The organism is Microbispora sp. H11081, from assembly GCF_012999535.1.
Taxonomy (GTDB): domain Bacteria; phylum Actinomycetota; class Actinomycetes; order Streptosporangiales; family Streptosporangiaceae; genus Microbispora.
Genome location: NZ_JABBWV010000002.1, coordinates 954069 through 972928 on the forward strand (window position 1 = coordinate 954069; position 18860 = coordinate 972928).

General features: G+C 72.5%; 21 protein-coding genes and 1 pseudogene. 12 read left to right on the forward strand and 10 right to left on the reverse strand.

The genetic code is table 11. The features are described from left to right. Positions 1–21: 21 nt before the first annotated feature. On the reverse strand, positions 22–696 hold the full coding sequence (locus HHX31_RS09470) for a pyridoxal 5'-phosphate synthase (protein ID WP_311931709.1): 675 nt from the start codon (positions 694–696) through the stop codon (positions 22–24). 63 nt (positions 697–759) lie between these two features. On the opposite strand from HHX31_RS09470, the gene HHX31_RS09475 reads away from it, so the two are divergent. Together HHX31_RS09475 and HHX31_RS09480 are read left to right on the forward strand one after the other, a co-directional pair. Next, positions 760–1545, forward strand: a complete 786-nt coding sequence (locus HHX31_RS09475; protein ID WP_169947071.1) for an ArsR family transcriptional regulator — start codon at positions 760–762, stop codon at positions 1543–1545. After that, positions 1542–1928: a VOC family protein gene (locus HHX31_RS09480; protein ID WP_169947072.1), complete on the forward strand. Its 387-nt coding sequence runs from the start codon at positions 1542–1544 to the stop codon at positions 1926–1928. The genes HHX31_RS09475 and HHX31_RS09480 overlap by 4 nt, the downstream gene beginning before the upstream one ends. A 5-nt stretch (positions 1929–1933) precedes the next feature. Here HHX31_RS09480 and HHX31_RS09485 read toward each other — a convergent pair whose 3' ends face one another. From HHX31_RS09485 to HHX31_RS09495, 3 genes are read right to left on the reverse strand one after another with little or no spacing between them, the layout of a single operon-like run. Then, positions 1934–2896 (reverse strand): ABC transporter permease, encoded by a 963-nt coding sequence (locus tag HHX31_RS09485; RefSeq protein WP_169947073.1) that lies wholly within the window; start codon positions 2894–2896, stop codon positions 1934–1936. Next, positions 2893–3738: an ABC transporter ATP-binding protein gene (locus tag HHX31_RS09490; RefSeq protein ID WP_169947074.1), complete on the reverse strand. Its 846-nt coding sequence runs from the start codon at positions 3736–3738 to the stop codon at positions 2893–2895. Before HHX31_RS09490 ends, HHX31_RS09485 begins: the two co-directional genes overlap by 4 nt. Then, on the reverse strand, positions 3735–4127 hold the full coding sequence (locus HHX31_RS09495; RefSeq protein WP_169947075.1) for a GntR family transcriptional regulator: 393 nt from the start codon (positions 4125–4127) through the stop codon (positions 3735–3737). The genes HHX31_RS09490 and HHX31_RS09495 overlap by 4 nt, the downstream gene beginning before the upstream one ends. A 213-nt stretch (positions 4128–4340) precedes the next feature. On the opposite strand from HHX31_RS09495, the gene HHX31_RS09500 reads away from it, so the two are divergent. Further along, positions 4341–5858: an alpha/beta fold hydrolase gene (locus tag HHX31_RS09500; protein ID WP_169947076.1), complete on the forward strand. Its 1518-nt coding sequence runs from the start codon at positions 4341–4343 to the stop codon at positions 5856–5858. Between the two features lie 32 nt (positions 5859–5890). On the opposite strand, the gene HHX31_RS09505 is transcribed toward HHX31_RS09500, so the two are convergent. After that, complete coding sequence (locus tag HHX31_RS09505) at positions 5891–6805, reverse strand: pentapeptide repeat-containing protein (protein WP_169947078.1); 915 nt, start codon at positions 6803–6805, stop codon at positions 5891–5893. Positions 6806–7015: 210 nt separating this feature from the next. On the opposite strand from HHX31_RS09505, the gene HHX31_RS09510 reads away from it, so the two are divergent. Genes HHX31_RS09510 through HHX31_RS09520 form a run of 3 tightly spaced genes read left to right on the forward strand, consistent with a single transcriptional unit; the run spans position 7016 to position 9419 of the window. Continuing rightward, positions 7016–7705, forward strand: a complete 690-nt coding sequence (locus HHX31_RS09510) for a DUF998 domain-containing protein (protein ID WP_169947080.1) — start codon at positions 7016–7018, stop codon at positions 7703–7705. Between the two features lie 48 nt (positions 7706–7753). Continuing rightward, on the forward strand, positions 7754–8125 hold the full coding sequence (locus tag HHX31_RS09515; protein ID WP_169947082.1) for a YciI family protein: 372 nt from the start codon (positions 7754–7756) through the stop codon (positions 8123–8125). A 7-nt stretch (positions 8126–8132) separates the two neighbouring features. Beyond that, positions 8133–9419, forward strand: coding sequence for an RNA polymerase sigma factor (locus tag HHX31_RS09520; protein ID WP_169947084.1), 1287 nt, complete (start codon positions 8133–8135; stop codon positions 9417–9419). Positions 9420–9452: 33 nt separating this feature from the next. Here HHX31_RS09520 and HHX31_RS09525 read toward each other — a convergent pair whose 3' ends face one another. Next, entirely contained in the window at positions 9453–10052 is a 600-nt protein-coding gene (locus HHX31_RS09525) for a helix-turn-helix domain-containing protein (protein WP_169947086.1), read from the reverse strand. A gap of 271 nt (positions 10053–10323) precedes the next feature. Here HHX31_RS09525 and HHX31_RS09530 point away from each other — a divergent pair, with 271 nt between their 5' ends. Together HHX31_RS09530 and HHX31_RS09535 are read left to right on the forward strand one after the other, a co-directional pair. Next, the gene (locus HHX31_RS09530; RefSeq protein ID WP_311931710.1) at positions 10324–10653 is read left to right on the forward strand and encodes a TrkA C-terminal domain-containing protein; all 330 of its coding nucleotides are present in this window, start codon (positions 10324–10326) and stop codon (positions 10651–10653) included. A 9-nt stretch (positions 10654–10662) separates the two neighbouring features. Next, a complete protein-coding gene (locus HHX31_RS09535) occupies positions 10663–11823 on the forward strand; it encodes a cation:proton antiporter (protein WP_169947090.1) in 1161 nt (386 codons plus the stop codon). 15 nt (positions 11824–11838) lie between these two features. Here the strand turns inward: HHX31_RS09535 and HHX31_RS09540 are convergent, their stop codons facing one another. From HHX31_RS09540 to HHX31_RS09550, 3 genes are all read right to left on the reverse strand, one after another. Further along, positions 11839–12678, reverse strand: coding sequence for a cytochrome c oxidase assembly protein (locus HHX31_RS09540; protein WP_169947092.1), 840 nt, complete (start codon positions 12676–12678; stop codon positions 11839–11841). Further along, complete coding sequence (locus HHX31_RS09545) at positions 12675–13214, reverse strand: DUF2243 domain-containing protein (RefSeq protein ID WP_169947094.1); 540 nt, start codon at positions 13212–13214, stop codon at positions 12675–12677. Before HHX31_RS09545 ends, HHX31_RS09540 begins: the two co-directional genes overlap by 4 nt. 120 nt (positions 13215–13334) lie before the next feature. Further along, positions 13335–14102, reverse strand: a complete 768-nt coding sequence (locus tag HHX31_RS09550) for a TetR/AcrR family transcriptional regulator (RefSeq protein WP_169947096.1) — start codon at positions 14100–14102, stop codon at positions 13335–13337. Between the two features lie 81 nt (positions 14103–14183). On the opposite strand from HHX31_RS09550, the gene HHX31_RS09555 reads away from it, so the two are divergent. The 4 genes from HHX31_RS09555 to HHX31_RS09570 all read left to right on the forward strand — a co-directional run bounded on the left by HHX31_RS09555 (position 14184) and on the right by HHX31_RS09570 (position 17471). After that, positions 14184–15152, forward strand: a complete 969-nt coding sequence (locus HHX31_RS09555) for an ATP-binding cassette domain-containing protein (protein WP_169947098.1) — start codon at positions 14184–14186, stop codon at positions 15150–15152. Further along, entirely contained in the window at positions 15149–15949 is an 801-nt protein-coding gene (locus HHX31_RS09560) for an ABC transporter permease (RefSeq protein WP_169947100.1), read from the forward strand. Before HHX31_RS09555 ends, HHX31_RS09560 begins: the two co-directional genes overlap by 4 nt. Positions 15950–15993: 44 nt before the next feature. Further along, positions 15994–16422, forward strand: coding sequence for a glutaredoxin domain-containing protein (locus HHX31_RS09565; protein ID WP_169947102.1), 429 nt, complete (start codon positions 15994–15996; stop codon positions 16420–16422). 95 nt (positions 16423–16517) lie between these two features. Next, a complete protein-coding gene (locus tag HHX31_RS09570) occupies positions 16518–17471 on the forward strand; it encodes a tyrosine-type recombinase/integrase (protein WP_169947104.1) in 954 nt (317 codons plus the stop codon). A gap of 19 nt (positions 17472–17490) precedes the next feature. Here HHX31_RS09570 and HHX31_RS09575 read toward each other — a convergent pair. Further along, positions 17491–18860, reverse strand: a pseudogene (locus tag HHX31_RS09575) (DNA-directed RNA polymerase subunit beta); the annotation flags it as partial.

Sequence of the window (18860 nt, forward strand, 5' to 3'; positions counted from 1 at the left end):
GGGCCCGGCCGGCGTGCCGTCTCAGGGCCACAGGCGGTGCCGCGCCCAGGCGGCCGCCTCGCGGGTGTAGCGCAGGCGGGTGTGCCGGCGGTCGCGGTCGGCCTGCCAGAACTCGACCTCTTCCGCGCGCACGCCGTACAGAGTCCATCCGGGCGCGACCACGCCGGGATCGGCCTCGATCGCGGCGTGTGCCGCGCGGAGGGCGGCTTCGAGGTCGGCGGGGTCGTCCAGGACCTGCGACTGGCGGCCGGTCAGCGCGTCGGCGCGGGCGCCGGGGGAACGCGCGAGAAAGTCGGCCGCGCCGCGCTCGGCGTCCGCCGGGACGGCCACGCCCCGCACCCGGATCTGACGGCCCTGCTCGGGCCAGTGGAAGCACAGAGCCGCGTACGGCGTGGCGGCAAGCTCCCGTCCCTTGCGGCTGCCCGCGCTCGTCGCGAAATACCAGGTGCCGTCCGCCGCGAGGTCCTTGCAGATCAGCACGCGGGAGGACGGCCGGCCGCGGCCGTCGGCGGTCGCCAGCGACATCGCGTGCGGTTCGCGCACCCCGGCCTCGACGGCCGAGGTCAGCCATTCCACGAACAAGTCGACCGGGTCGGACGGCGCGGCGTCGACGTCGAACTCCGGCAGTGCGGTGTCGAAGACCGGAAGCCCCCGCAACAGATCACGAATCGAACCCGTCACAGCGTTCTCCCCCACGATCTCTCCTCCACTTCGAATCAACGGTGTTCCATCAAATGTGTTTGATGTATTGTCCGGGTCATGGCGTCGTCCGAGCAAGCCCTTCCGGCGTTCGTGCGCCTGGCCGCCCACACGCTGCGCTGGCGGCTGCTGACCGAGCTCGCAGTGGGCGACCTGAGGGTCCGTGAGCTGATGACACTGGTCGGGGCACCGCAGAACCTGGTCTCCTACCACCTGCGGCTGCTGCGCGACGGCGGCCTGGTCACCGCCACGCGAAGCAGCCACGACGGCCGCGACAGCTATTACCGGCTCAACCTGGACCGCTGCGCCCAGGCCCTGGCAGGGGCGGGGGCCGCCCTGCATCCCGCCCTGCATCCCGCGCTGCGGGGCGTTCCCGAGCCGCCGGAGCCTCCCGCGCGGTGGCCCCGTCTCTCTGTGCTGTTCACATGCACGGGAAACAGCGCCCGCTCACCGGTCGCCGAAGCTCTGCTGCGCCATCGCACCGCCGGTCACGTGACCGTGACCAGCGCCGGCAGCCGGCCCGCGGCACGGGTGAATCCGCACGCCGTACGCGTCCTGCGTGAGCGGTACGGCATCGACATCGCTGACCAGCGGCCCCGCCATCTGGACACGCTCCGCGGCCGCCGGTTCGACTTCGTCATCACCCTGTGCGACAAGGTCCGCGAAGTCTGTCCCGAGTTCGGCGACCACGCGCGGCGGATCCATTGGAGCACCCCCGACCCGGCCGCTGCCGGCCGGTCGGAGCAGGACGTCCATGCCGCGCTCGGCCGGGCGGCGGCGGACATCGACACGCGCGTCCGTCACCTACTGCCCGTCCTTGCTCAGACTCCGGAGGCTCACTCATGACGGCGACCGACCACTACGCCAGCGTCCGCTACCTCGTCGACGACGTCGAGGCGGCCGTCGGCTTCTACACGACCCACCTCGGCTTCACCCTGAACATCAGCGCCGCACCCGCCTTCGCCGACGTGGTGCGAGGGCCGCTGCGGCTGCTGCTGTCGGGACCCGCCAGCTCCGGCGCCCGGGCCACGCCCGCCGACGCCACCGGCACGGGCCGCAACCGCATCCACCTCGTCGTCGACGACCTGTACGCCGAGATCGCCCGGCTGCGCGCGGCGGGCCTGTCGTTCCGCGGGGATGTGGTCGCAGGCCCCGGCGGCCGGCAGATCCTGCTCCCCGACCCCGCCGGCAACCTCGTCGAACTCTTCGAGCCCGCCCAGCGGTCCTGACACGGTCAGGCCGAGCGGCGGAGGGTGCGGCGCACGGCCAGGCCGCCGAGTGCCGCCGACGCGAGCGTGAGGATCCCCGCCTCGGTCCACTGGAAGCGCCAGAACCTGGACGGCGGATGGTAGTACACCGCGAACCGGTAGCCCTTGCCGAACAGGCACGCCTGCCACGCCTCGGTGTTCCTGCTGCTCTGCCCCGCGTCCACCCGGCGCGGGCAGCGGCTGTCCGACGGGTCGGCGACCTCCCTCCCCGACGGTTCCACCCAGGCGGCGCTCACCAGCCGGGCGTCGCCGTCGTCAAGCACCACGGTGCCCGACAGCTCCGTACGCGCCGGCTCGGCGTAGTAGTCGCTCAGCCGGAACAGGGTGAACATCGTCACCGTCACCCCGGCCACGACCAGCGCCATCGCGGGCAGCGTACGCCGGAACAGGGCGCCGGCCGCCGTGCCCAGCGCGAACGCGTACAGCCACCACGCCGCCGGATCCACCCCGACCATGTTGAACACGCCGATGTTGCCGAACGAGGAGTCGGCCCCCGCCTTGAACACCGGCCGCCACAGGCTCACCATCAGCGACAGCAGCAGCCCGCCGGCCACGACCGCCCCGCCCAGGATCGCCAGCTTGACCGCCAGCCACCGCCCCACCGGCACGGACTGGGTCCAGGCCAGGCGGTGGGTGCCGCGCTCGTACTCCCGGCCGAGCAGGGGCGCGCCCCAGAACGCCCCGATCAACGCCGGGGCCACCAGAGGCATCCAGCCGAACAGCGAGTAGACCGCGTCATAGCGGCGCTCCAGCGCCGCCGCCAGGTCTCCGCACGCCACGGCGGGCCCCGGGCAGCCGGGCGGTGCGTGCCCGGCCACATAAAGGCCCGCCTCCACCGCCGAGCCCAGCAGCAGCACCCCCAGCAGCGCCAGGAAGGCCGCTGTCACGAGGATCTGCGCCCGGTGCTGGCGCCAGGTCACCCAGATCACGACCCCACCCCCGCCGGTTTCGGCAGTGCCGCCGACTCGGGGCTGCGCAGGTAGCCCATGACGAGCTCCTCCAGCCCGGGGCTTCGCGCCTGCCAGCGGGGATCGAGCGGGGGCCCGCCCCTGACCAGCATGCTGACCTGCCTGCCGGTGCGGCTCGCGCTCACCACCCGCGTTCCCGCGATCGATGCCTCGTCCGGCCCGGTGACCACGAGATGCCCGGCGAGCAGTTCCTCGATGTCCCCGCTGACCTGCAGCCGGCCCGCGTTGAGCACGATCAGCCAGTCGCACGTCTCCTCCAGGTCGGAGACGACGTGCGAGGACAGCAGCACGGTCAGCTGACGCTCGGCCACCTCCGCCATGATCGAGCGCATCACCTCGTGGCGGGCGAGGGGGTCGAGGTTCGCCAGCGGCTCGTCCAGCACGAGCAGGTCAGGCTGACCGGCCAGCGCCAGGGTCACCGCCACCTGCGCCCGCTGGCCGCCCGACAGCCTGCCCACCTTCCGCCGCATCGGGATGCCCAGCCCGGCGAGCCGGGCGGCAGCGGCGTCGTCGTCCCAGCGCCGGTTCATGCGGCGGCCGAAGGCGAGCATCTCGGCGACGGTGAAGCTCTCGTACAACGGCTTGTCCTGTGCCACGAACGCCGCTTCGCCGGTGACGCGGACGCTCCCCATCGCGGGCCGCAGCAGACCGACGGCGGTGTGCATGAGGGTCGTCTTGCCCGCGCCGTTGGGTCCGACGAGCGCCGCCACGCGCCCTGCGGGCACGGACAGCGAGCAGTCGCGCAACACCCACGTGCGGCCATACCGGACGCCGAGGCCGGTGGCCTCCAGCGCGGAGCTCATGCCACCCCCTCCCTCGCCGCGTCGGCCAGGACCACGGTGAACAGCGCTCGGAGATCCTCCTGATCCAGCCCGGCCGCGCGGGCCTCACGCACCCACGCCTCCAAGCCGCGCCGCAGCCGCGTGTGCTCGGCGAGCGTCGCGCCGGCGATGCCCTGCCGGACGAACGTCCCCATCCCCGGCCGGCCCTCGACGAGCCCTTCGCGCTCCAGCTCCCGGTAGGCCTTGAGCACGGTGTTGGGATTGATGGCCAGCCTATCGACCACCTCGCGAGCGGTCGGCAACTGGTCGCCGGGCCGCAGCGTCCCCAGCCGGAGGGCCTGTTTCACCTGGTGAACGAGCTGCAGGTACGTCGAGACCCCCGAGCCGCGATCCAGGCTGAACTCGATCAACCGCCACCACCCTTTCACTATTTGAATAGTGAAAGGGTGGTGAGCCCGCCTGCCTGTTGTCAACCCCGATCGCCGTCTTCGGTGCGGAAGAGCCCGGAAACTTTCACGCGCCGGTGCCCGGGCCGCTCCCCTGAGCAGCGCACGCTCGCCTGCCGGGGCCACGCGGAAGCCGGCCGGTGGCATGCCCGGCTGCCGTTGATCAGTGTGTGCGGCATGACGCACCGGGCAGGCGCATGGCGGATCGCGGCGATCGCGGCGACCACTGTGGCATCGATGATGGCGGTGGCCCCGGCGACGGCGAAGGCGCAGAGCGCAGCGGCCTTCGCACCACAACCCCATCCGGGCGAGCACACACGCCCGGACCTGCGCTGGGGCGACTGCGCGGGCGTGGACGACCCGGCCCTGCGCTGCGCCGAGGTCACCGTGCCGCTCGACCACCGCCGCCCCCGCGGCCGGACGATCACGATCGCGATCTCGCGGCTGCCCGCGACCGACCCAGCCCGCCGCCGGGGCGTGCTGCTCACCACCGGAGGCGGCCCCGGCGGCCCGGGAGTGCCGCTGCCGTCGTCCCTGGCGCCGATGCTGTCCCCCGACGTGCGGGCCCGATACGACCTGATCGGCTTCGACATGCGCTTCGTCGAACGCAGCACGCCCATCGGCTGCGGCCAGGCCGTGGAGGAGACCGGCGGCTACTGGGTGCGCACCGCCACCCCCGGAAGCTTCCCCGCCGACACGGCCGAGGCCCGCGCGTACGCCCGCGACTGCGTCCGCGCCGCCGGGTGGGCACTGCCGCACGCCACGACGGCGAACGCGGCCCGCGACATGGACGTCATCCGGGCCGCGCTCGGCGAGGAGAAGATCTCCTACCTCGGCGGGTCGTACGCGGGGATGCTCGGGGCGACCTACAGCACCCTGTTCCCCGGGCGGGTGGACAGGTTCGTGCTGGACAGCCCGCCCTACGGCGACACGGCGTGGCGGCCATACGAACTGGCGCGCACCCCGGCGTTCGAGGCCGGGACGGCCGCCTTCGCCGCCTGGACGGCCGAGCGCGACGCCGAGTACGGGCTCGGCGCCACCGCGCGGGAGGTCACCGACGCCGTCTCCGGGCTCATCCGCCGCGCCGCCACATCCCCGATCGCCAGCGGGGGACACGCCTGGACCGGCGGCGAACTGGGGTCGCTGCTCGTCGCCGGCATCTACGACGAGCGTTCGTTCGGGCTGGTCGCGGCGGCCTTCGCCGACCTCGCCGCCGGGCGGGAGCCGTTCGTGCCGTTCCCCCTCCGCCCGCTGCCGCCCGCCGGGGTGCCCGGCGTCCCCGCCGACAACCACACCGCGACCAACATGGCCTACCGCTGCGGGGACGGCCCCTGGCCGCGCGACCCCCGCGACTACCTGCGCGACCTCGCCACCTACAGCGCGCGGTATCCGTTGTTCGGGCCGGCCAACGCCAACATCACGCCGTGCGCCTTCTGGCCCCGCGTCAAGGACGAGCCGGTGCGACTGTCGGCCAACCGGGCGCCCGGAGTCCTGGTGACCGCGGCGCTGCGCGACGTGGCCGTCCCGATCGCCAACAGCCGCGCCGTCGCCGCGCGCATCCCCGGCTCACGGCTGGTGACCATCGACGCGCACACCCACGCGCCGTACCCCTCCTTCGGCGACCCCTGCCTCAACGGCGCCGTCGACGACTTCCTCACCACCGGGACGCTCCCGCCCGCCGACGTCGCCTGCTGACCGGTCCTGCGGGACGAGCAGGCCCGCTCTCCTCAGCGGCGGCGGGGGCGCGGCCGGCGCGCGGGCACCCGGCCCGGCTCCTCGGGCGGACCGGCCGCCGGGCCCTGCCAGTGCGACGGCCGGGTGAGGCCGGGCGGCAGTCTGGTGGCCTCGTCCCCCTTGGCCGCGTTCACCTGCACCTGGGTGAGGAAGACGCTCCCCGTGAGGTCGGCGCCGCGCAGATCGGCCCCGCGCAGATCGGCGCCGATGAGGTCCGCCGCGCGCAGGTCGGCGCCGCGCAGGTCCGCCCCGATGAGGTAGGCACCCCGCAGGTTCGCTCCGCGCAGGTCGGCCTTCCGCAGACTGGCGCCGATGAGGTCGGCTCCCCTGCGATCGGGAGACCGGCCTCCGGCCGACGCGCGCACCAGTTCGCTCGTCCGCAGCAGCAGCGCGTTGACCTTCTCGCGCTGGGCGGCGACGTCCACCGCGAGAAGGTCGTCGGGAGTGCCCGCCGTCAGGCGCTCCGTCTCCTCGAACGCGCCGCCCAACTCGGCGTGGATCGGGCGGGCCGCCGGCAGGGACAGCGCCTCGTCCAGGTACCACAACAGCTCGTGCAGGTGCCGCATGACCGGGAAGACCTCGAACATCCGCGCCGCGACCCGGGGATCGTCCCGCCAACTGCGCCCGAAGGTGACCCGCGAGACCTTCTGCCCCGCGCCGAAGCAGTCGTAGACGGTGCACCCGGGAAAGCCGCTGTCGCGCAGCCGGGCGTGGATGCCGCAGCGGTAGTCGTCCCGCAGGTTGGGGCACGGCCGCCCGGCGTCCTTGGTGATCGCGAAGTCGGCCGAGGCGGCGAAGGGCAACGCGACGCAGCACAGCCCGAAGCAGTTGGCGCAGTCGGCCCGCAGGCCGGGCCGCCCGCCGCCGGGGACGTCCGGGGAGCCCGCGGGATGGTGCGTGTCGGGCAACGTGCCTGATCTCCTCGTGTTCCGCGGGCCGCTGTCCGGCCCGGCGCCAGCTAGAAGGTATCCCACCCGCCGAGCGCAGGACGCCGGACGCCGGCCGGCGAAAAAATCTTGAAAAAGATCCGGGAGACGTGTCGATCCGGGCCCGTCCCGTTCGAGGAGTGGGTGAAGGGCCGGCGAGGGACCGGCCCCCACCCGAAGGGACGACCACCCGTGACCACCGCCACCGCGACCACCGCCACCGCTACCGCTACCACCACCGCTACCACCGGCACCCGCGCCTGCGACCGTGAGAGCGCCGTCACCCGCAGCCTGCTTGGGTACGGCGTGATCGCCGGCCCGCTCTACATCGGGGTGTCGCTCACCGAGGCGCTCACGCGGGACGGCTTCGACCTCACCCGGCACGCCTGGAGCCTGCTCGCCAACGGCGACCTCGGCTGGATCCACATCACCAACCTCGTCCTGGCCGGGGCGATGACCATCGCCTTCGCCCTGGGCCTGCGCCGCGCCGCCGGACCCGGCTGGGCTCCCCGCCTGATGGCCGTCTACGGCCTGAGCCTGGTGGCGGCAGGAGCCTTCCGGGCCGACCCGGCCCAGGGCTTCCCCCGTGGCGTGCCCGGAGGCGAGGTCAGCTGGCACGGCATCGCCCACATGGCCTCCGGCGGCGTCGGGTTCGCCTGCCTGGTCGCGGCCTGCTTCGTGCTCGCCCGCCGCTTCACCCGCGGCGGGCGGATGGCCTGGGCCTGGGGATCGCGCGCCACCGGCGTGCTGTTCACGGCCGGCTTCCTGGCCATGGTCTCCACCGCGGGCGCGGCCTGGTCCAACCTCGCTTTCACCGGCGCCGTGGTGCTCGGCTGGGCCTGGATCGGCGCCCTGGCCGTGCACACCTACCGAAACGCCTGACCTATCCCGCCATCACCTGATAGATCATTACTCGGAGGGATTGGACCAATGCGATACCTGGTTCTGCTCAGGGCCGCCCAGCCCGCCACCCCGCCCCCCGCCGACCTCATGGAGGCCATCGCCAAACTCGGCCACGAGGCGACCGTCGCCGGGGCCCTGATCGACACCGCCGGCCTGGCCCCGAGCGCGTCCGGGGCGACCGTACGGCTCGCCGAGGGCGGGCTCAGCGTGACCGACGGGCCGTTCGCCGAGTCGAAGGAACTGATCAGCTACGCCCTGTACGACGTGCGGTCGAAGGAGGAGGCGGTCGAATGGGCCGCACGCTTCATGCGCCTGCACCGCGACCTGTGGGCAGGCTGGGAGGGCGAGGCCGAGGTGGTCAAGGTGTTCGGCCCCGAGGACTTCGCCCCACCGGCCTGAGCACTCCATGACCGGCACCGAACCGCCGCCTGCGGCGAACCACGCAACAAACAGGGCGATCGAGGCGGCCTGGCGGATCGAGTCCGCCAGGCTCGTCGCCGGGCTGGCCCGCCTCGTCAACGACGTCGGCCTTGCCGAGGAATTCGCCCAGGACGCGCTGCTGGTCGCGCTGGAGCAGTGGCCGGAAGCGGGCGTGCCGGACAACCCGGGCGCCTGGCTGATGGCCACCGCCAAGCACCGTGCGATCGACCACCTGCGACGGCGCGGCCGCTACGAACACAAGCTCCAGGAGATCGCCCGCGACCTCGGCAGCAGGCCGGAGCCCGGCCTGGACGCCGACGTGGACTTCGACATGGACGACCACATCCGCGACGACATGCTGCGGCTCGTCTTCACCGCCTGCCACCCCGTCCTGACCACCGAGGCCCGCGTCGCGCTCACGCTGCGCCTGCTCGGCGGCCTGACCACCGGGGAGATCGCCCGGGCCTTCCTCGCCGCGGAACCCACGGTGGCCCAGCGGATCGTCCGCGCCAAGCGCACCCTGGCCGCGAAAGGGGTCAGGTTCGAGATGCCGGCCCCGGACGAGCTGGCCGGACGGCTGGCGTCCGTACTGGAAGTCGTCTACCTGATCTTCAACGAGGGCTACACCGCCACGGCGGGCAACGACTGGACCCGCCCCGACCTCTGCCACGAGGCGCTGCGCCTGGGCCGTCTCCTGGCGGGCCTGCTCCCCGGCGAACCGGAAGCGCACGGCCTGGCCGCGTTGATGGAACTGCAGGCATCCCGCCTGCGCGCCAGAACGGGACCCGGCGGCGCGCCGGTCCTGCTCGCCGACCAGGACCGGCGGCTGTGGGACCGGCTGCTCGTCCGCCGCGGGCTCGAAGCGCTGGAGCGGGCCGAGTCGCTCGGCGGCGCCTTCGGCCCCTACGCCCTGCAAGCGGCCATCGCCGCGTGTCACGCCCGGGCGGCCGACGCCCGCGACACCGACTGGGAGCGCGTCGCCGCCCTCTACCGGGTGCTCGCCCACGTCTCCCCCTCCCCCGTCGTGGAGCTCAACCGCGCCGTCGCGGTCGCGATGGCCGGCGACCCCGCGCGCGGACTGGAGATCGCCGACGCCGTCGCCGCCGACAAGGCCCTGCGCGGCTACCCCCAGCTGCCCGCCGTACGAGGGGATCTGCTGGCCCGGCTGGGCCGCACGGAGGAGTCGCGGCGGGAGTTCGAACGGGCGGCGTCGCTGACGGGCAACGAGCGGGAGCGGGCCCTGTTCCTGGGCCGCGCCGCCGATGACCGGTAGGGGCGGCGAGCACGCCGCCCCGCGGAGGGCCTCCTACAGCGCGGGCTCCTGCTTCGCCTTCGGGCGGGCGCGCAGGTGGGCGCGCTCGCCCTGGCTGCCGAACAGGACGAGGAACTCCACCGCGTGCGCGTCGGCGGCGCCGAACCAGTGCGGCAGCCGGGTGTCGAACTCGGCCGCCTCCCCCGGGGAGAGCACCAGATCCTGCTCGCCGAGGATCATCCGCAGCCGCCCGTTCAGCACATAGAGCCACTCGTAGCCCTCATGGGTCTTCGGCTCCGGCGTCCTCCTGCCGCTGCCCGCCTCGATCACCAGCTTGTACGCCTGGATGCCCCCTGCCCTGCGGGTCAGGGGCAGCATGGTCATGCCGTTGCGCACGACCGGGCGCAGATGAACGCGGGGATCCCCCGTCATCGGCGCGTCGACGAGCTCGTCCAGCGTGACGCCGTGCGCCCGCGCCAGGGGCAGCAGCAGCTCAAGGGTCGGCCGGCGCGCTCCCGACTCCAGGCGCGACAGCGTGCTCACCGAGATTCCGGTGGCCGCCGACAGATCGGCCAGGGTCGTCTCGCGCTGCCGCCGCAGCGCACGCAGCCGCGGCCCGACCGAGACGAGCGCGTGTTCGAGGTCGTCGTCCACGCCGACAGCCTGCCACACCCTCAGCAGCACTCACGAAGAGCCGGAAATGAGGCACCATCTCATCGTTGGTAGGTTTCCTGCACAAGGTTTCGACCCTATACGAACGGAGATCAGCGCCTTGGACGTCGAGCAGACAGTACTGCCGGGAATCGGATTGCGGCACGAGTTCACCACGCGTTCCGGGCGTCGAATAGGGGTCGTCTCCCACCGCACCGGACGACGCGACCTGGTGATCTACGATCCCGATGATCCCGACAGGGCCTGTGAGACAGTGAAACTCAACGACGAAGAGGCCGACGCGCTCGTCGAACTCCTCGGCGCTCCCCGCATCGTCCAGCGACTCAACGCCCTGCACCGTGAGGTCGAAGGGCTGGTCAGCCTCCAGCTGCCGATCTCGGTGAGCTCCCCCTACGTCGGCCGCCCCATGGGCGAGGCACAGGTGCGCACCCGCACCGGGGCCTCCATCGTTGCCGTGGTGCGCGCCGGACGCGTCTTCGCCAGCCCCGCTCCCGACTTCGTCCTCGCCGGGGACGACGTCGTGGTCGTGGTGGGCAGTGAGGACAGCACCGCCGCCGTCGCCGACCTCTTCGCCAGCGGCTGAGGGTAGCGCGTGCACAATACCGCGATACTTTTCCTGGAATTCGGCGCAGTCGTCCTCGGGCTCGGCATCCTCGGAGCACTGGCCCTGCGCGTCGGCATCTCCCCCATCCCGCTCTACCTCATCGCGGGCCTGGCCTTCGGCACCGGTGGCATCCTCCCGCTGGCCACCAGCGAGGAGTTCATCGCCACCGGCGCCGAATTCGGCGTCATCCTGCTGCTGCTCACCCTCGGCCTGGAATACAACGCCGGCGAACTGGTGAGCAGCCTCAAGGGCAACGCCCGCGCGGGACTGGTCGACCTCGTGCTCAACGCCGCGCCGGGCGCCATCCTGGCGCTCGTGCTCGGCTGGGGACCGGTGGCCGCGCTCGCCATGGCGGGCGTGACGTACGCCACCTCCTCGGGCATCACCGCCAAGGTCCTGTCCGACCTGGGCTGGATCGGCAACCGGGAGACCCCGGTGGTGCTGTCGTTACTGGTCTTCGAGGACCTCACGATGGCGGTCTATCTGCCGGTCCTGACCGCCATGCTGGCGGGCCTGAGCGCGGTCGCCGGGGCCATCACCGTGGCCGTCGCGCTCGCCGCGGTGAGCGTGGTGCTGCTGGTCGCGCTGCGCTACGGCCGCTACATCGAGGCGTTCGTCTCCAGCCCCAACTCCGAGGTGCTGGTGCTCAAGGTCGTCGGGCTGGCGCTGCTGGTGGCGGGCCTCGCCCAGCAGCTGCAGGTGTCGGCCGCCGTCGGCGCGTTCCTCGTCGGCATCGCCGTGTCGGGCGAACTCGCCGAGGACGCGCAGGCGCTGCTCGCGCCGCTGCGCGACCTGTTCGCCGCGATCTTCTTCGTCTTCTTCGGCCTGCAGACCGACCCCACCAAGATCCTGCCGGCCGCGGGCCTGGCCGCCGGCCTGGCCCTGGTGTCGATGGTCACCAAGCTGGTGACCGGCGGATACGCCGCCCGCCGCGCGGGCATCGCCCGCGCTGGACGGGTCCGCGCGGGCATCGCCCTCATCCCCCGTGGCGAGTTCAACATCGTCATCGCAGGGCTGGCGGTCGCCGCGGGCGCGCACCCCGACCTGGGGGCCCTGGCGGCGGCGTACGTCCTGATCCTGGCGGCCTTCGGCCCCCTGGCGGCCCGCCTGGTCCAGCCGCTCCTCACGCGCATAGCCAGCCGCGCCTGAGGGATCCTCCCGCGTCTACCGGCCCGCCCCCGCACCCGCGGCGGCGGGCCGGTGTGCTTTCCGGAAGCGCCCGCCACGCGCGAAACGAACGCTGCGATGACGGCGATCCGGGCGCCAGGTCGCGACGAGGGCGAAGGCGAGGAGCAGCTCGGCGATGTCGCCGCCGTAGTACATGATCTCCGCGCCACCCCGCACCTCTGCCACCGGCGCCCGCACGTCCACCCAGAAACCGCCGTACATCAGCTGCGCGACGATCGCGTGCACGGCGATGGCGCAGCCGAGACAGACCAGGCGGGCGCGGACGCCCGGCCTGGCCGGCGCGGGGTCGGGACCGGCGATGACATAGGCGAACAGGCAGCCAGACAGCAGGAAGTGCGCGTGCAACAGCCAGTGCCCGGCCGGATGCGCCACCGCGGCCTCATAGAGCGGCGTGAGATAGAGCACCCCGAGGCTGCCGGTGGACAGCAGTACGGCGGTCACCGGATGGGCCACCACCCGGCAGGCCCGGCTGTGCACGACGGCGGTCAGCCGCCGCGCCCCGGCCACGGGCAGGGTCCGCAGCAGCAGGGTGACCGGGGCGCCCAGCACCAGGCCGATCGGGGCGTACATCCCGATCAGCATGTGCTGCGCCATGTGACCGCGGAAGTCGGCGTGGGCGAAGGACGCGACGGGCGGCAGCAGCGCCGCCGCCACCAGGGCGACCCCGGTGGCGAAGCTCGCCGTACGCCACCGGCTCCAGCCCAGGACCGGGTTGCGGCGGCGCGCCCGCCGAGCCAGGCGGAGATAGCCGAGCAGCACGACGACCGGCGGCAGCACGCCCGCGGCCCACGCCAGGTGAGCGCCGTGATGCGTCACCTGGGAGCCCCGGCGGGGTCGAAGGACCGCCCGCCGCGCGCCAGCAGATAACCCCCGGCGACCAGCAGCGCGCCCAGCGCGAGGAAGCCGAGATCCCACCACAGCTGGTTAGGGCCGCCACGGACGTGATGGATGCCCAGGACGTGGTGGTCCAGGACGCCTTCCACGAGATTGAAGGCACCCCAGCCGACCAGGATCCACCCCCACAGCACCCGCGAGGCCCACACCCGCCGCCGCTCGCTGGTGACACGGGAGTACAGGCTCGCGAGGCCGATGAGCACCGCCAGCCAGCACACCGTGTGGAACACGCCGTCCCACACCGTGTTCATCTCCAGCCCCGAGACCGTGCGGGGATCGTAGTAGCGCACCCCGACGCGGTCGCTGTCGGTGCTGCTCAGCATGTGATGCCACTGCAGGAGCTGGTGCAGCAGGATGCCGTCGACGAACCCGCCCAGCCCCACCCCGAGCACGATGCCCGGCAGCCGCAGACTGGCCGGCTCAGGACCGGCCCCGGCCTCACCCGCGATGGTCTCCATCGCCCATGCCTCCGTCCCTTCCGGCCGCCGCCCGTGCGGATCTCCGCCTGGCAGGTTCCCCGGACGAGGGACGGTAGTCACGCAGGCACGCGCGGAGCCCCGCCCGCCCTGCCGACTCTTTTATCCGGCGGCGCGCGCGGCGACGAACGCCTCGATGCCGTCGAGCACACGCTGCAGGCCGAACTCGAACGCCTGGTCAGGGTCGTAGGCCGCGTTGTACGCCTCGCCCGCCGCCGCGCCGACCCGGGCCGCCACCGGATAACGCCGAGGGTCGAACACCTTGGCCAGATAGGGCGCGTGGGCGTACCACCACTGCTCGTCGGTGACGCCCGTGTCACCCGGCGCCTGCGCCGCCTCGACCGCGCCCCGCGCCGCCCCGCTCACGTATCCGTTGAGCAGGGTGACCACCGAGTCCATCTCGAGGTCGTCCAGGCCGATGCCGTCGACCGCCCGCAACTCGTAGTCGTACTTGGCGATGATGTTGGGGCCGAGCGGGGGCCTGGTCGTCATCGACACCTGCAGCATCCACGGGTGCCGCCGGTACAACGCCAGGTTCTCCCGTGCGATCAGCTCCAGCCTGCCCCGCCAGCCGCCCGGCACCTCCGCGGGCGCGGGCAGCTCGCCGTACGCCGTGTCGAGCATGACGTCTATCAGCTCGGCCTTACCAGGGACGTAGGTGTACAGGGACATCGTCCCCACGCCCAGCTGCTCGGCGACCTTCCGCATGGACAGGGCGGCCAGGCCCTCGGTGTCGGCCACCGCGATCGCCGCGCGCACGATGCGGTCGACGCCGATATCCGGCTTGCCCTTGCGTCCGGTCCGCTCACCCGTGCGCCACAGCAGGGCCAGACTCCGAGCCGGGTCTCCCTGCGCGCTGTACTCCGTCATCGCCAGCGAATTCTATGCGCACCCTTGTTCCGTATGCTGTACGGTACAGCGTACGGAAACGGAGAGAAGCGGGAGAACGCGATGACGCACGCCGTCACGGCCGAAGGACTGCGCAAGCGATACGGGGACACCCCCGCCCTCGACGGCGTCGACCTCGCCGTCGGGGAAGGCACCGTGCACGGCCTGCTCGGGCCGAACGGCGCCGGCAAGACCACCGCCGTCCGGATCCTCACCACACTGCTGCGGCCCGACAGCGGCACGGCCCGCGTCGCCGGATTCGACGTCGTACGCCAGGCCGCGGACGTACGCCGCAGCATCGGCCTGGTCGGCCAGCACGCCGCTCTCGACGAGGTCCTCAGCGGCCGGCAGAACCTCGTCATGTTCGGCCGCCTCCACCACCTGCGCCCGGCCGCGGCCCGCGCCCGCGCCGACGAACTGCTCGCCCGGTTCGGCCTCACCGGCGCCGGGACCAAACCCGTCGGGCAGTTCTCCGGCGGCATGCGCCGCCGCCTCGACCTGGCGGTCGGCATGATCTGCTCCCCGCCGGTGCTGTTCCTCGACGAGCCAACCACCGGCCTGGATCCCCGCGGCCGCACCGAGGTGTGGGACGCCGTCCGCGCGCTCGTCGCCGCCGGCACCACCGTGCTCCTCACCACCCAGTACCTGGAGGAGGCCGACCAACTGGCCTCCCGCGTCTCGGTCGTCGACGCCGGCCGCGTCGTCGCGGAGGGCACCCCCGACGAGCTCAAATCCGCGCTCGGCGGCGACCGCCTCGACGTCGTCGTACGGCACGCCACCGATCTGCCGGCCGCCGCCGCAATCGTCGGCAAGGTGGCCGGCGCCCCTGGTGAAGCCTCCGTGGACCTCGACGCCCGGCGCGTCAGCGCACCCGTACGCGACCGATCCGCCGCGCTTCCCGAGGTCCTGCGCGCACTGGACGCCGCCGGGATCACCGTGGCCGACCTCGCCGTGCGACGGCCCACCCTGGACGAGGTCTTCCTCCACCTCACCGGTTCTGAGAACACCACGGGAAAGGCGGCCGCGGCATGACCGTCACCGCGCGGCTGCGCTGGACCCTCGCCGACGGCTGGACCGTCACCCTGCGCAGCCTGTCCCACTGGGCCCGCACCCCCGGACAGCTCGTCGCGGGCCTGCTGTTCCCCGTCATGATCGTGCTCATGTTCGGCTACCTGTTCGGCGGCGCGATGGCCGTGCCGGGCGGCGGCGACTACCGCGAATTCCTCATGCCCGGCATGTACGCCATGACCATGCTTTTCGGCATCGAAGCCACCTTCACCGCCGTCGCCCGCGACGTCACCCAGGGCGTCACCGACCGTTTCCGCTCCCTGCCCATCGCCTCCTCCGCCGTCCTCCTTGGCCGGAGCGTCGCCGACATGCTCAACACCGTCCTCGGCCTCACCGTCATGATCGCCTGCGGCCTGGCCGTCGGCTGGCGCTGGCACGAAGGCCCCGCCCGCGCCGCGCTCGCCGTCGGACTCCTGCTGCTGTTGCGCTTCGCGTTCCTGTGGGTCGGCATCTACCTCGGCCTGACACTCAACGGACCGGAAGCCGTCATGGCCGTCCAGATCCTCGTCTGGCCCATCGGCTTCCTGTCCAGCGCCTTCGCCTGGACCGGCACCATGCCCGGCTGGCTCGCCGCCGTCGCCGAATGGAACCCCCTGTCGGCCACCATGGCCGCCACTCGCGACCTGTTCGGCAACCCCGGCGCGGGCGGCACCACCTGGGTCGCCGAGCACGCCGGCATCATGGCCCTGGTCTGGCCGCTGCTGATCACGGCGGTCTTCTTCCCGCTGTCGGTCCGCCGCTACCGCCGTCTCGACCGCTGACGCCTCCCGACAGCCGGATGCGGGGGGTGCGCTAAAGTGCCGCCATGCCACGCCGGTGGATCTTGCCGATTCTCTTCCTGGTCCTCGGGATCGCCGCGGCCGCCCGCCAGATCGCCCAGGGGTCCGTAGGCGGCGCCGTCGTCCTGCTCCTGCTGTTCCTGGTGCTGGCCGTCCCGCTGTCTCCCCTGCCGTTCCCGAAGTCCGTGAGCGCCGCGGAGGCGCAGCGCCGCAGCCAGGAGGACGGCCGGCCCATCGTCTACTGGCGTCCCGGCTGCCGATACTGCCTTCGGCTGCGCACCCGGCTCGGCGGGAAGGCCCGCCGGGCGCACTGGGTCGACATCTGGCGCGACCCGGAGGGCGCCGCGGCGGTCCGCGCGGTCACCGGCGGGGACGAGACCGTGCCGACCGTGGTGGTGGCGGGCACCCCGCACGTCAACCCCGACCCTCGATGGGTACGTACGCAGCTGTCCTGAGATCGCCTCGTCGAGGGGTTTGTTTTCGCTGGCGTTAAATGATCTTGCAAAAACCCGGCGCCTTTACAAAGTAGATTCGTAGTAGCATCGAGGCGATGGACACCCCCGCCGTCCCCGAGCGGAACGCCCCCGCGCGTCCCCGGCCCGATCCCTACCAGGTGTATCTGGACGCGCTGCAGAGCCCCGAGTCCAAGCGCACGATGAAGGGCTGCCTCGACCGCATCGCCCGCCTCGTCACCGGCGACCCGGAGGCGACCGGCGCCGGGCAGCCCTGGGAACTGCTCCGCTACGAGCACACGATCCGGCTGCGCACGCTGATGCGGGAGCAGGGCTGGTCGCCCTCCCATGTCAACAAGCACCTGGTCGCCCTCCGCCGCGTGCTCAAGGAGGCGTGGCGGCTCGGCCTGATGAGCGGTGAGGACTACCAGCGCGCCGCCGACCTGCCCGCCTACCGGCACACACGCGTCCCGGCGGGCCGGCACGTCGAGGCCGAGGCGTTGGCGGCCGCTCTCGAAGTGTGCGACGCCGACCACTCCCCCGCCGGCCGCCGCGACGGCGCGATGCTCGCGGCCCTCTACTCCACCGGCTGCCGCCGGGCCGAGATCGCCGGGCTCACCCTGGCCGATCTCGACCCCCACGCCCGCTCCCTGCGGGTGCGCGGCAAGGGCGACAAGGAACGGCTCGTCTACCTGACCGCGGAGGCCGTCGAGCGCCTCGGCCTCTGGCTAGCCGTACGCGGCCGGACGCCAGGACCTCTGTTCTGCGCCATCAACAAGGGCGGACGGCTGCGGCTCGCCCACATGACCGGCCAGGCCATCGCCGACATCGTCTCCCGTCGCCTGGCCGCCGCCGGGGCGTCCCCCCGTACGCCGCACGACTTCCGGCGCACGTTCATCGGCGAGTTGCTCGACGCCGGGGTCGACCTCGCCACCACCCAGGCCCTGGTGGGCCACGCCTCCCCCGCCACCACCGCGCGGTACGACCGGCGGCCCGAGCGGCGCCGGCGCGAGGCCGTCGACCGGCTCCGCGTCCCCGGCGCCGCCCGCTGACCGGCCGGCTCGCCCTGTCTCAGATGTCCTCGACGGTCATAGCGCCCTCGTGGGGACGCCGGGACAGGTCGATGCCCAGCTCCTCCGCCGCGCGGAAGACGTCCTCGTCGGTGTCCCTCATCTCGATCGACGTGCCGTCGCTGGAGAGAACCTCGACGTTGAGGCAGAGTGACTGCATCTCCTTGATGAGGACCTTGAAGGACTCGGGAATGCCCGCCTCGGGGATGTTCTCGCCCTTGACGATGGCCTCGTAGACCTTCACGCGGCCGTGCACGTCGTCGGACTTGATCGTCAGGAGCTCCTGCAGCGCGTACGCCGCGCCGTAGGCCTCCAGGGCCCACACCTCCATCTCGCCGAAGCGCTGGCCGCCGAACTGCGCCTTACCACCCAGCGGCTGCTGGGTGATCATCGAGTACGGGCCGGTCGAACGAGCGTGGATCTTGTCGTCGACCAGGTGCAGCAGCTTCAGGATGTAGATGTAGCCGACGGCGATGGGGTGCGGGAACGGCTCGCCGGAGCGGCCGTCGAACAGGCGGGCCTTGCCACTGGGCATGACCATCCGCTCCCCGTCACGGTCGACGAGGGTGTTGCCGAGAAGACCGATGATCTCCTGTTCCCCGGCGCCGTCGAACACCGGCGTGGCGACGTTGGTCCAGGGCTCGACCCTGTCCATGTCCTTCTCGCGCAGGCGCTCCGCCCACTGCTCCTCCACGCCGCTGATGTCCCAGCCCTGCGCGGCGATCCACCCGAGGTGCGTCTCCAGCACCTGGCCGACGTTCATCCGGCCGGGCACGCCCAGCGGGTTCAGCACGATGTCGACCGGAGTGCCGTCCTCAAGGAACGGCATGTCCTCCACCGGCAGGATCTTGGAGATGACGCCCTTGTTACCGTGACGACCGGCGAGCTTGTCCCCATCGGTGATCTTCCGCTTCTGCGCCACGTACACACGCACCAGCTCGTTCACACCCGGAGGAAGCTCGTCACCCTCCTCACGGCTGAACACCCGAACACCGATGACCTTGCCAGAGTCGCCGTGCGGCACCTTCAGCGAGGTGTCACGCACCTCACGCGCCTTCTCACCGAAGATCGCCCGCAGCAGCCGCTCCTCCGGCGTCAGCTCCGTCTCACCCTTCGGCGTGACCTTCCCCACCAGGATGTCACCGGTCACCACCTCGGCGCCGATCCGGATGATCCCCCGCTCGTCCAGATCGGCCAGCGCGTCCTCCGACGCGTTGGGGATGTCCCGCGTGATCTCCTCCGGCCCCAGCTTGGTGTCCCGGGCGTCGACCTCGTGCTCCTCGATGTGAATCGACGACAGCACGTCGTCCTGCACCAGACGCTGCGACAGGATGATCGCGTCCTCGTAGTTGTGACCCTCCCACGGCATGA

What these genes read in the sequence shown, in the direction of transcription:
- HHX31_RS09565 (WP_169947102.1), top strand. Translation starts at nt 15,994, where the DNA reads ATGCCACGCCGGTGGATCTTGCCGATTCTCTTCCTGGTCCTCGGGATC.
- HHX31_RS09500 (WP_169947076.1), top strand. Translation starts at nt 4,341, where the DNA reads ATGACGCACCGGGCAGGCGCATGGCGGATCGCGGCGATCGCGGCGACC.
- HHX31_RS09520 (WP_169947084.1), top strand. Translation starts at nt 8,133, where the DNA reads ATGACCGGCACCGAACCGCCGCCTGCGGCGAACCACGCAACAAACAGG.
- HHX31_RS09515 (WP_169947082.1), top strand. Translation starts at nt 7,754, where the DNA reads ATGCGATACCTGGTTCTGCTCAGGGCCGCCCAGCCCGCCACCCCGCCC.
- HHX31_RS09480 (WP_169947072.1), top strand. Translation starts at nt 1,542, where the DNA reads ATGACGGCGACCGACCACTACGCCAGCGTCCGCTACCTCGTCGACGAC.
- HHX31_RS09490 (WP_169947074.1), bottom strand. Translation starts at nt 3,738, where the DNA reads ATGAGCTCCGCGCTGGAGGCCACCGGCCTCGGCGTCCGGTATGGCCGC.
- HHX31_RS09550 (WP_169947096.1), bottom strand. Translation starts at nt 14,102, where the DNA reads ATGACGGAGTACAGCGCGCAGGGAGACCCGGCTCGGAGTCTGGCCCTG.
- HHX31_RS09555 (WP_169947098.1), top strand. Translation starts at nt 14,184, where the DNA reads ATGACGCACGCCGTCACGGCCGAAGGACTGCGCAAGCGATACGGGGAC.
- HHX31_RS09560 (WP_169947100.1), top strand. Translation starts at nt 15,149, where the DNA reads ATGACCGTCACCGCGCGGCTGCGCTGGACCCTCGCCGACGGCTGGACC.
- HHX31_RS09545 (WP_169947094.1), bottom strand. Translation starts at nt 13,214, where the DNA reads ATGGAGACCATCGCGGGTGAGGCCGGGGCCGGTCCTGAGCCGGCCAGT.
- HHX31_RS09475 (WP_169947071.1), top strand. Translation starts at nt 760, where the DNA reads ATGGCGTCGTCCGAGCAAGCCCTTCCGGCGTTCGTGCGCCTGGCCGCC.
- HHX31_RS09570 (WP_169947104.1), top strand. Translation starts at nt 16,518, where the DNA reads ATGGACACCCCCGCCGTCCCCGAGCGGAACGCCCCCGCGCGTCCCCGG.